8 protein-coding genes are annotated in these 12,856 nt (G+C 37.3%); 1 reads left to right on the top strand and 7 read right to left on the bottom strand.

The window, feature by feature from the left end:
- Positions 1-285: 285 nt before the first annotated feature.
- Positions 286-714: a cold shock domain-containing protein gene (locus Q0A18_RS12245; protein ID WP_292010434.1), complete on the top strand. Its 429-nt coding sequence runs from the start codon at positions 286-288 to the stop codon at positions 712-714.
- Between the two features lie 65 nt (positions 715-779).
- Here the strand turns inward: Q0A18_RS12245 and Q0A18_RS12240 are convergent, their stop codons facing one another.
- From Q0A18_RS12240 to Q0A18_RS12210, 7 genes are all read right to left on the bottom strand, one after another.
- Positions 780-1,925: an efflux RND transporter periplasmic adaptor subunit gene (locus Q0A18_RS12240; protein ID WP_292010433.1), complete on the bottom strand. Its 1,146-nt coding sequence runs from the start codon at positions 1,923-1,925 to the stop codon at positions 780-782.
- A gap of 6 nt (positions 1,926-1,931) precedes the next feature.
- Positions 1,932-6,269, bottom strand: a complete 4,338-nt coding sequence (locus Q0A18_RS12235) for a CusA/CzcA family heavy metal efflux RND transporter (RefSeq protein WP_292010432.1) — start codon at positions 6,267-6,269, stop codon at positions 1,932-1,934.
- Positions 6,270-6,346: 77 nt separating this feature from the next.
- Positions 6,347-6,697, bottom strand: coding sequence for a hypothetical protein (locus Q0A18_RS12230; RefSeq protein ID WP_292010431.1), 351 nt, complete (start codon positions 6,695-6,697; stop codon positions 6,347-6,349).
- A gap of 155 nt (positions 6,698-6,852) precedes the next feature.
- Positions 6,853-8,301, bottom strand: coding sequence for a TolC family protein (locus tag Q0A18_RS12225; protein ID WP_292010430.1), 1,449 nt, complete (start codon positions 8,299-8,301; stop codon positions 6,853-6,855).
- A complete protein-coding gene (locus tag Q0A18_RS12220; RefSeq protein ID WP_292010429.1) occupies positions 8,282-11,404 on the bottom strand; it encodes an efflux RND transporter permease subunit in 3,123 nt (1,040 codons plus the stop codon). The genes Q0A18_RS12225 and Q0A18_RS12220 overlap by 20 nt, the downstream gene beginning before the upstream one ends.
- 27 nt (positions 11,405-11,431) lie before the next feature.
- Positions 11,432-12,517 (bottom strand): efflux RND transporter periplasmic adaptor subunit, encoded by a 1,086-nt coding sequence (locus tag Q0A18_RS12215; protein WP_292010428.1) that lies wholly within the window; start codon positions 12,515-12,517, stop codon positions 11,432-11,434.
- A gap of 70 nt (positions 12,518-12,587) precedes the next feature.
- On the bottom strand, positions 12,588-12,856 hold a 269-nt coding region (locus tag Q0A18_RS12210; protein ID WP_292010427.1), incomplete at its 5' end, for a hypothetical protein.

The following is a 12,856-nucleotide window of genomic DNA, read 5'->3' as shown; positions in this document are numbered from 1 at the left end:
GGTGACTTTCTGTTTTAATCACCAATTTAGATTACTCATTTTTCTTTCAGTTTTTTGCTTTTTCAGCTGCCCTAATTAGAATTATTGTACCAGCATCCTGAATTCCCAAACTACCGAAAAATAATTGAATGTAGAAACTATGTTTCCTCTATTCAATTATTAAAAAGAATTTTCAGGATAAATATTTGTATCAAGCAAAATTGTGCTGTAAAGATCCCTTATACCGGAACATATAATGAGATATCTGAAGCTTTCATACCGATAACTAAATAATAAAAATAATTTATGGCAGATTCTTTCTCTAAAAAAGAAAATTTCAAGAAAAAAATTCAAAAACAAAAAGAAAAAGCACTAAAGCGCGAAGAACGAAAAACCAACAACAACAAAGGCAAAGGATTAGATGACATGCTGGTCTATGTAGATGAATTTGGAAGACTTACCTCTACTCCGCCTGAAAGCAGACAGGAAGTAAATCTTGATGATATTCAATTGGGTGCCGCTCCTATCCCTGTGGAAGATGTTCGTAAAACTGGAATCATTACTTTTTTCAGTGAAAAAGGATATGGATTCATTACAGAAGATCAAACAAAAGAAAATGTATTTTTCCACACTAATAACTGTAAAGAACCAGTGAAAAAAGGAAATAAAGTTTCTTTTGAAAAAGAAAAGTCCCCAAAAGGATTTTCGGCGATCGATATTGAAATCGTGAAATAACAAGATTGATAACTTCATATATAAATTAAAGCCCCTTTTCAGGGGCTTTAATTGTAAAATTTACCTTACTCCGCTTTATTTTTAAGGGCCATTAAAAGACTGTAAGCCCCTTGCTGTACAATTTTTTTGCTTTTAAGAGATTCAGCTTTCTCAATTTCCGTAAACTGATCATCAGAAATACCTACCGTTACAGGGATCATCGTATATGTATCTTTTCCCATATCTTCAAAAACATAGCTTTTATTGTTATAGGAAACTATCGATTCATTAGGTAGACCTAATGTATACCGGCTGTTGATATTAACCTCGGCATTGATATACATTCCTCTTACAAATTCCGAATTAAATGCTGACATCTTTGCAACTGCCATAGCCGCTCCACCATTTTCAATATTAGGAACTATGCTTACAATTCTTGCTGCAGTCTTCTTATCAGGATTTTGATTGTTATACACTAAAATATCCTGTCCTACTTTCACATCATTCACATCATTTTCAAAGACCTTAAGCTCCAGCAGTAAACCTGAAGGATTAATAAGTTCGAACAAAGTGTCTGATGGATTGATATATTGTCCGTTATTTACCAGAATCTTACTTACAAAACCATTGAAAGGAGCATAAATATTAATTCTGCTTCGGATATTTCCGGAAGTAAGCCCCTTAGCATTAATTCCAACTATCCTTAATTTTTCTTCCAGTCCTTTTAAAGTAGCGGTAAGTGTAGCGTATTCCGCTTGTGCAGTCTGAAATGTTTTATCACTAGCCGCTTTACTGGTGTTAAGATCTTTTTGTCTGTTAAAATTAAGCCGGGCTGCTTCCAGCTGAGCCTTCGTCACCAAATAATCCTGCTGCAACTGTATAAACTGCGGATCTTCTACTACTGCCAAGACTTGCCCTTTGTTGACATGACTGCCATTTATTATATTAATAGATTTAATATGCCCTCCCATTATACTGGAAAGAGAATTGATAGCAGATGGTGCTATTTCTACTTTCCCATTCAGTCTCACCAATTTTTCCATGGTTTTGTTCTGAATAGTCGTAGTAGAAAGATGAATAGCAGAAATCTGGTCTGCCGTTAAATGAATGCTGTTATGTTGCTCAGTTGCGAGCTTTTTGTTTTCATAAACAGCAGGTTCCTCCTTTTTACCGGAGCAGGAAGCCAGTAAAATAAAAAAGCCAAGAATATATATTGATTGTTTAAAATACATGAGATACTATTTTGAAATTAAGAAATTAAGTTCTGAAGCAATTTGATTAAGCTTTTCCAGACCGTCAATATAATCAACTTTAATTTTCACCGCTTGATTCGTCAATAATACCCAGTCCAGATAGTCAATTTCACCTACATCCATTTGCTTCTTTGCAGTCTGTAGAATGGTTTCCGATTTTGGCAACTGCTTCTTTTCATAGTTCTCCACAATCGTAAGCTGATTGGTATAATTATTAATCTGTTGTGCAAGCCTGTTTTTCAATTCAATTGTTTTTCTCTGATATTGATTTTCAGCAATAGCCACTTTTGCTTTAGCAGCCTTTGCCAATGCTCTCTGCCCCTGTGTAAATAAAGGAATTCCTACCCCTAACTGAACGGAATTAAAACGGCTGTTATTAATATTCTTCATACTCTGATTGGTATAACCCACCAGAAGATCCGGCAGAAGCCTACTCTTTTCAAGCTGCACTTCTGCTTCATTTACTTTAATCTGCTGATTCAGAAACTGCAATTCGGGATGCTGTTGAATTACATCTTCAGAAACCTGAAGACGGGCATCCAAAACCGGTTTATCTGATACAGGCTGATAAGGTCTCTCAGATTGAAGCAATACCTGAAGCTGAAGTTTTGAAAGATTAAGGTCATTCTCCAAAACACTTAATTGAATTCTAATCTGTTCTCTTTGAATTTCCGCAGTAGATTCTTCTAAAATATTAGCTTCTCCTTTTCTCAGTCTCAGGCTTGCCTTATCTGCAAATCCACTATAAAGTGTACTGATATATTCTAATACTTTTTTCTTTTCCTGAAGAACAAGAATCCTGTAAAAGACATCGGATACCTCTTTGGTAAGCTGAGCTTTTGTTAATTGTTGATTGATAATACTTGCATTCCACTCTGCATTCAGCATCTGTTTTCTTCTGGAATATACTGTAGGAAAGCTGATACGTTGGGTTATCGAAATGGAGTTATCCGTTTCTTCTCCCTGTATCTGTCCGAATCCACCCGTAATTTCCGTTTGAGGAATATCAAGATAACTTGATTTTAATTTTTCCTGATATTCAGAAATTAACTGAGTATTTCTAAGGTTTCCATTATTCTGAAAAGCAATATCCAATGCCTGCTGGAAAGTAATATTTTCCTGTGCATGGAAACTTCCGAATGAAATCAGAAAGACTAATATGGTTAGTTTTTTATAATTTCTCTTTTTAGGGAACTTCATTTTATTTTTATTTATATTTTCAACTAGTACATACAGAATAGGAAGGACAAATAAGGTGAGTAAAGTAGCCAGCATCAATCCACCAATTACCACTGTTGCCAAAGGCCTCTGTACTTCTGCCCCGGCTCCGTTACTCAAAGCCATCGGTAAAAACCCTAAAGATGCTACAAAAGCTGTCATTAATACAGGTCTGAGCCTTGTACGGGTACCAATAAGAACGATTCTGCTGGTATTGGTAAGTCCATATTTTTTAAGCCTGTTAAATTCAGAAATCAGTACGATCCCATTCAAAACCGCGACTCCAAATAAAGCTATAAAACCGACTCCTGCGCTGATACTAAAAGGCATTCCTCTTAATGCCATTAAATAAACACCCCCCACAGCAGATAAAGGAATTGCCGTATAAATCAGTAAACTGTGCTTAACAGAACCAAACGCAAAGAATAAGAGTAAAAATATCATTACCAACGATACGGGAACTGCAATTCCCAGTCTTGCTTTTGCCTGATTTAAATTTTCAAAAGCTCCTCCGTAGGAAATCGTATACCCCTGAGACAGTTTCAGCTTTTGATCCACTTTCTGCTGAAGTTCTTCTACAATACTCTGTACGTCACGTCCACGAACATTGAACCCTACCACAATTCTCCTCTGTGTATCTTCTCTCTGTATCTGGTTAGGACTATTTTTTAATTCTACTTTGGCTAATTGATTTAAAGGGATCTGTTCGCCACCAGGAGTAGGAACCAGTAAATTCCGTATGCTTGTAATATCCTTTTTATATTCATTATCCATACGGACTACAACATCAAATTTTCGTTCTCCTTCATACAAAGCACCTGCTGTCTGTCCGGCAAAGGCCATATTGATGATCCTGTTGATTTCCATTACCGAAATATTATATCGGGAAAGTTCAGCACGGTTATATTCGATAACCACCTGAGGCTCACCTGCCACTGGCTCCACATATAGATCCTGAGCTCCATTTACAGTATTCACTACCTCTCCCAGCTGTTTAGCATATAAAGCCAGGCTATCAAGATCTTCTCCATAGATTTTACACACCACATCCTGTCGTGCCCCTGTCATCAGTTCATTGAAACGCATCTGTACCGGAAACTGAAATCCTGTAGTAAGCCCGGGAATTACTTTAAGGGCTTTGCTCATTTTCTCAGACAGCTCCGGAAATGATGTAGCTGAAGTCCATTCTTTCTTAGGTTTAAGAACAATAATCATATCACCGGCATCCATAGGCATCGGCTCCGTAGGGATTTCCGCACTTCCTATTTTGGTAACCACTTTTTCTACTTCCGGGAATTGTTTTAACAAAATACCGGCTGCCTGTGTAGTCACTTTTTTGGTCTCACTGATATTACTTCCCTGAAGTATACGCATTTCTACTGCAAAATCTCCTTCTTCCAGTGAAGGAATAAATTCTCCACCCATTCTGGAAAGTGTGAAAACAGCCCCTGCAAAAAGCATGGTAACTATTACGAGAATGGTTTTTCTATATTTAAGTGCTTTGATGAGTAAATTATGATGTTTATACTCTACTCTACTCATTACCCTGTCTGACAGATTAGGCTTCTCTTTCTTTTTTCGGCTTAATACCAATGAGCTCATCATCGGGATATACGTAAGGGAAAGTATAAATGCTCCTATCAAAGCAAAAGCTACAGTTTGAGACATTGGTTTAAACATTTTACCTTCAATACCCTGAAGGGTAAATATCGGAAGGTAAACGATGAGAATGATGATCTGTCCGAAGACTGCACTATTAACCATTTTTGTTGCTGACCCTGAAACCTGTTCATCCATTTCTTTTTTGGTCAGCATATTATCTTTTCCAAAGTTCTTCTTATGAGCAATCTGGTGTAATACGGCCTCAACAATAATAACGGCTCCATCCACAATAAGTCCGAAATCCAGGGCTCCGAGGCTCATCAGATTTCCTCCCACCCCGAAGATATTCATCATAATTATTGCAAAAAGCATGGATAAAGGAATTACGGAAGCAACCAATAATCCTGCACGGAAATTCCCCAGGAAAAGAACAAGAATAAACACCACGATCAAAGCTCCTTCCATAAGATTGGTTTTTACCGTACTGATGGTGTTGTTCACCATTTTAGCACGATCCAGGAAGGGTTCTACCACTACACCTTCAGGTAAGGATTCCTGAATTTTTTCTAACCGCTGCTTGATATTAGTTATTACCTCATTGGCATTTTCTCCTTTTAACATAAGAACAATAGCTCCGGAAACTTCTCCTGTGTCATTATAGGTCATAGCCCCATATCGGGTAGCATATCCTATTTTAACTTCTGCTACATCTTTAATTAATACCGGAATTCCGTTCTGGGTATCTGCCACCTGAATATTTCCGATGTCCTCAGCACTTCCTAACAATCCTTCACTCCGGATAAATAATACGGTTTCTTTTTTTTCAATATAAGCTCCCCCTGTATTCTGATTATTTTTTTCAAGGGCATCAAATACATTATTGATATTAATATTAAAGGCTTGTAGTTTATTAGGATTAATAGCTATTTCATACTGTTTTAGCTTCCCACCGAAACTGCTCACATCTGCAACTCCTTTTGTTCCTAAAAGCTGCCTGCGAATAACCCAATCCTGAATGGTTCTGAGCTCAGTTTCATCATATACATTTTCATAACCTTTCTTTGCTCTTACCACATATTGAAAGATTTCTCCTAATCCTGTAGAGATAGGCCCAAGCTCTGGCTTTCCAATACCTTCAGGAATATTTTCCTGCACTTGTTGTAAACGCTCCTGTACCTGCTGACGGGCCCAATATACATCGGTATCATCATCAAAAACCACCGTCACAAGAGAAAGCCCGAAACGAGAAAAACTACGGAGTTCCGTAATCCCGCTGATATTGCTTGTTGCCTGTTCTATGGGAAAAGTAACCAAACGTTCTATATCAGCCGCACCATAAGATGGCGCAACTGTAATTACCTGTACCTGATTATTAGTAATATCAGGCTGAGCATCTATAGGTAATTTTGTTGTTTCATAGACACCATATACTATAAGACCCAATGTAAAAAGGGCTATTATGAGTTTATTCCTTACTGAAAACTCAATAATTTTATTTAACATGAATTTTATTAATTGATTATAACACGAACGACTACTGTAAATAAAACTTTACAGTAAGAATTTTAAATCTGAATCAATTAACAAAAACGGGGGGGCTGAAAAATTTCAGAAAGAAAAAAACTGGAAAAGTCCTTTTCGTGATAAAAAATATTTTTTTGAGAAATATAAATCTCTTTTATTTTTTCTATGTGAAAAATGGCTTCAGGCAGCTGTGCATGAATCATTAACACTATCGGAGGATTAATAAACGGCAGCTTCTGGTCTGTATCCCAGTCTCCGTCCTCTTTGTGATTATCATAATGTTCTATTAAAAAATCTACAAAACCCCCATTGTAATCAATAAAATGTTCAACAAATACAGGCAGTTTACATACTTCCGCCAGATTAGTGGTAGCAACACTGTAAGTAATAGCACAAAATATAGACAACCATTTTAACATTCTCCTGCAAAAATACGGCTTTTCATTGTTTTTGGAAATAAAACGAATGATTATCATGTACAGTTTTATAAAATTCTTATCTGGAATAAATCCAGCTAAATAAAAAATGCCCCGCTACTTTTACAGAAGCAGAGCATTTCATATTAATCTAACTTTCCCCCTAATGCTTTAAAAAGAAGGACATTATTCCGGGTATTCTGATGCTCGAATTCCAAAAGATCCAGCTCAGCCTGCAATTTGCTTTTCTGGGAATTAATTAATTCAAAATAGTTAGCATAACCCGTAAGATAGAGATCATTCGAAACTTCCACTCCTTTGTTGAGAAATCCTACTTCTTCTGATTTCAACTTCAAAACACGTTCATAAATACGGGTCTGCTTTAGAATAGCCTGCAATTCATTAAAGGCATTCGTCACACTTTTCTGATAACTCAGGAAAGCAATTTCCTGCTCTTTACTGGCTACATTGAATTCATATTTAAGCTGGCCTTTATTAAAAACAGGGACCATCAAACCTCCCAATAACTGAGCTGCCAATGAACTGGGTTTAAAGAATGTTTCAGCAGAAAAAGAATTCAATCCTATACTTGCACCAATATCTATCCGGGGATAAAATGCTGCTTTTGCCGCTTTGGCATCAGCCTGGGAAGCTTCTAAAACATAATAATTGGAAGCCACATCCGGGCGTGAATGAATCACCGATTCTATATTAATCGGTTTATTCAGCACTTCAACATTCGTTGGCATTAAAACTTCTCCTCTTTTTACTTCTCCTCCATATCTTCCTGTCAAAGAAGTGATAGCCTGCTCTACAGTAACAATACCTACCTTAATATGTTCAATTTCCGCCAGCCAGTTGTTATTCTGTGCTTTAAACTGTTGTACAGCCAATTCGGTCGCTTTACCGACTTCACGCTGGGCAAGAATAATTTCAAAAGCCCTCTGCTGGAGATTATAGTTTTTCTGATAAATAGCAAGTTTACTATCCAATGCTACCAGCTGATAATAAAGATTAGCTATGTCAGTAAACAGCTCTACCTGTAATAATCGTAATCCTTCTGTAGAAGCAAGATACTTCTTCTGGGCGGCTATTTTCTTATTTTTAAGTTTTCCCCAGGTATCAATTTCCCAACTGCTCCTTCCTCCTAGCCAATAATTAGGAGTAAAATCACGGTTGATCTTCTGTTCTTCGGTAATATTTGAGGAAAGATTGGTATCATAATTTCCTACTCCATCCATGGTATACTTTCCATAATGATCCCCTGAGGCTCTCACTCCGACTTCCAAAGTAGGCAATAAATCCATTCTGGATCTTTGAAGAAAGCTATTGGCAATTTCCACACGCTGCTGGGCTATCTGAAAATCAGGGTTTGCTTTTACAACCTGATCAAATAACGCCAGCAAATGAGGGTCTACAAAATATTCTTTTAGATTAATCTGCTCAAAACCCCCACCCCGAACTGAACTATTATTTACGACTTCAGCAGGTAATGGGTTTGCCTTCTTAAGTCCTGCAACATTAGGAGTAGCGCATGAAGCCAATCCTAAAATTGCAAAGCTGTATAAAATAATTTTATGATTGTACTTTTTCATCTTTTTTCTTATTTTCTAATTTTGCAAAAAATATGTATAACCCCGGAATAATAACAAGTCCGAAAACAGTTCCTATCAGCATTCCTCCGGCTGCTGCCGTACCAATGGAACGGTTACCTATAGCTCCCGCACCTGAAGCAATACAAAGTGGAATCAATCCCGCTACAAAAGCAAATGAGGTCATCAAAATAGGTCTTAAACGCTGTTTGGCTCCTTCTATAGCCGCAGGTACAATATCATATCCTTCTTTATTTCTTGCCACTGCAAACTCTACAATCAAAATGGCATTTTTAGCTAATAACCCGATCAACATGACGAGTGCTACCTGAGCATAAATATTATTATCCAGACCTACTAATACCAAGGCAATATAAGATCCGAAAATCCCTGTAGGTAAGCTTAAAAGTACAGGCATCGGTAATAAGAAACTCTCATACTGTGCCGCCAGTAACAAGTAAACAAAGAGTAAACAGATCATAAAAATATAGATGGTCTGATTTCCTGAAAGAATTTCTTCTCTCGTCATCCCTGACCACTCGATATCAAAACCTCTCGGAAGGCTTTCTTTAGCCACTCTTTCCACGGCTGCAATTGCATCTCCCGAGCTATAGCCATTAGCAGGTTCTCCATTGATCATAGCAGACATATACATATTGTAGCGGGTAAGCACTTCAGGGCCATACACTTTTTCAATGGTTATAAAAGTGGAAAAAGGAATCATCTCTCCATTCTCATTTTTCAGATAAAGATTGAGAATACTTTCCGGTGTATCCCTATGTTCAGGACTTGCCTGTACCATTACTTTATACATCTGGCTAAAGCGGATAAAATTGGTTGCATAATAAGATCCGAGCATGGTCTGTAAAGTTGACATGGCATTATCAACCGATATTCCTTTTTTTGCTGCCATGTCATAATCAATATTGATCATATATTGCGGGAAAGTGGCATCAAAACTTGTAAAACTGTTTTGGAGCTCGGGAGCCTCATTCAGTTTTTTAACGAAGTCTTTAGTTATTTTATCCGTATTTTCAATGCTTCCTCCGGTACGATCTAACAAACGCAATTCAAAACCACTGGTATTTCCGAATCCGGGAACGGTGGGCGGAGCAAAAATTTCGATATCTGCATCTGCAATACCTTTTGTTTTTTCTGAGAGTTCAGCAATCAAATCGTTAACAGAAATATTCCGATCTTTCCAGTCTTTCATATTGATCATCGCCATTCCATAGGACGAACCTGCAATCTCTGTAACAATACTGTATCCTGCCAATGTAGTTACGTTTTCTACCCCTTCGATCTTTTTAGAAATCTCCGTAACTTCATCCAGGACCTTTTCAGTTCTTTCCACTGTAGCTCCCTGAGGCGTAGTAACACTTACATAAAGCATTCCCTGATCTTCCATCGGAATAAACCCGCTAGGTAAAAATTTAGCGGTAACCCCTGTTAAAAATATAAACAGAAACAGAAGTCCAAAAGTAACCGTAGTTTTCGTCGCAAATTTTGAAAGAATATTGACATAGCCTTTGGTTATTTTATCAAAGCCCCTATTAAACTGGTCAAAGAATTTATCAAATATGTTTTTCTTCCTATGATGGTTATGTGGTTTTAAAATAATTGCACACAGGGCCGGTGTCAATGTTAAAGCATTAACCCCTGAAATCACAATACTTATTGCCAGTGTCAATGAAAACTGCCGGTAAAAAACTCCCACAGGACCATCGAGAAAAGCTACGGGAATAAATACAGCCGACATGACAATGGTGATAGCAACCACTGCACCTGCAATCTCTTTTGTAGCGCTAATAGTAGCATCCAGCGGAGAAAGCCCTTCCTCCATTTTTACATGGACGGCTTCCACAACGACAATGGCATTATCCACCACAATTCCAATGGCTAGAACCAGAGCAAACAGCGTTAATAGATTAATAGAGAAATCCAACATCTGCATGAAGGCAAAAGTCCCGATCAGCGCTACCGGTACAGCCAGCACAGGAATCAAGGTAGAACGCCAGTCCTGTAAGAATATGAATACTACAATTCCTACAAGAATAAAGGCCTCTATTAAAGTAACCAATACAGCACTGATGGAGGCATCCAGAAATCTGGAGACATCGTAAGCCATATTGTATTCCATTCCCGGAGGAAATGAGGTTCCCTTAAGCTCCTCCATCTTAGCTTTTACATTTTCAATTACTTCTGATGCATTGGAACCCGGACGCTGCTTCATCATAATGGACGCTGAAGGCCTGCCATCTGTTTTTGAAACCATCCCATAGTTCATGGCTCCGAATTCCACAGTGGCAATATCTTTCAGTTTTAAGATAGTTCCGTTGACATCTGCACGGATAGGAACTTCTTCATATTCTTTAGGTTCAAAAAATTTCCCTCTGTATTTAATAACATATTGTAATTGGCTGGAGGTTTTCCCAGATGTTTCTCCTACTTTTCCGGGAGCAGCGGAAATATTCTGCTTTTGAAGGGAAGTAATCACTTCATCAGCTGATATATTGTAGCCAGCCATTTTCTGCGGATCTAGCCACACTCTCATGGAGTATTCTTTCTGTCCCATAATCTCTGCACGCCCTACTCCGTCAATACGTTTCAGCTCCTGAAGAATATTGATATCCGTAAAGTTGTAAATAAACTGTTCATCCTGACTCTCATCCGTACTGGTGATATTCAGATACATCAGCATACTGTTCACTTCTTTTTCAGTGGTTACTCCTGCCCTGATCACTTCTTCCGGTAATTCATCCAGGATGGTGGTTACCCTGTTCTGTACATTTACTGCAGCTACATCGGGATCTGTTCCTACTTCAAAAAACACCTGAATTAAAGTTAATCCGTCATTGGAAGTTACGGTGGACATATAAGTCATTCCCGGAACTCCGTTGATTGCACGTTCCAGAGGTAAAGCCACTGCATTGGCCGATACTTCGGCATTCGCTCCTGTATATTTTGCCGTAACGGTCACAGAAGGAGGTACGATATCAGGAAACTGGGTGATCGGCAATTTCAATAATGCCATAATTCCCAGTAATACAAATATTATGGAAATAACCAACGAAAGAACCTTTCGTCTTATAAACATTTCTACCATGTTAGTTGGATTTAAAATTACAAAAGGTTAATACTTCTTTTTGATTTTAATGGTTTCACCATCTTTCAAAGACTGTGTTCCTTCATAAATAATTAAATCACCCTTTTTCAGACCGTTTTCCACCAAGTAAGAATCCCGTAAAGTTGCCCCTATCTGAATGTTCGTCATCTTTACTTTATTCTGCTTATCCGCTACAAAAACATAAGTTTTATCCTGAATGGAAAAAGTAGATTTCTGAGGAATTAAAATAGCATTGGACTGGTTTTCTGAAATGGTAAGTTTCCCCGAAGTTCCATGCTTAATAAGATGATCCGGATTCGGGAATAATACTTTATATCTGATGGAACCTGTTTCCCTGTCGATTTCTCCTTCGGCAGTTCTCAATGTTCCATTATATTGATAATTAACTCCATTAGGTAATGTAAGTTCTATTTTCTGATGATTACCCAATTTATCTTTGGCTATCAATTCAAAGTATAAGTTTTCCGGAATGGAGAAGTAGGCATAGACTTCATTAAGCTGTGACAAAGTGGTAAGAAGTGAACCATTCTCTACTAAACTTCCGTCTTTATAGGGAATTACATCTATAACTCCGTCAAAAGGAGCTGTAATATTGGTAAAACTGATTTTCTGTAAAACTGTTCTACGCTCTGCATCAGCAAAGGCCTTTTTTGCTCTCGCTGAGGATAATTTCGCTTTTACCATTTCCAACTCGTTACCTGCTACGAATTTTTTATCATAGAGACTCTGAATCTGCTTAAGTTCTACTTCTGCGATACGAAGATCTGCTTCCGTCTGTTGTAATGCTGCATTGGTTTTCAAAAGTTCCATCTGAAGCTCTGCATCATTTATTTTAAATAATGTCTGCCCACGTTTCACAAACTGTCCTTCATTCACATAAATATGCTGGATAATCCCAACAATTCTAGAACGAATCTCTACATTTTTTTTTGCCTGGATATCAGTTACAAACTGATTGCTCACCAATGTATCCTTTTGTTGGATTTCTAATACAGGAACTTCTTTATCCTCTTGTTTATTATTTTTTTTATTCTCACTACATGAAGTAGCTAATAATATTGTAAGAATACAAATTATTACATGTTTATACATTCTTTAAAATGTTTAAAGTTTTAAAAATTAAGTCGAAAAATTTTTGATAAGTGATGCTTCGAAATAAATTTTAATACAGCTGTAATAAATGGAGGAATGATTTTACGGCACAGCGGACAAATACCGGTACAACATAAGTATTGATCTTTTGAGAAATTTTGTAAACTTTCAAAAAATCGTTAAAATAAGCGTGATCATCCTTATTAATAGAATATTTGAAAACTTTTACGGGAGCCCGCAAAGCTACCACATCTACATCTGTTTCTTCTAATATATTAATAATATCGACATCTTTTTTACAAGTAACCTTAGGATCAGAAGATCCTACCCAATTATTAT

The organism is Chryseobacterium sp. (assembly GCF_022712095.1).
Taxonomy (GTDB): Bacteria; Bacteroidota; Bacteroidia; order Flavobacteriales; family Weeksellaceae; genus Chryseobacterium.
Note: the sequence above shows the minus strand (reverse complement) of the source record. Positions and strands in the feature narration are given on the sequence as shown.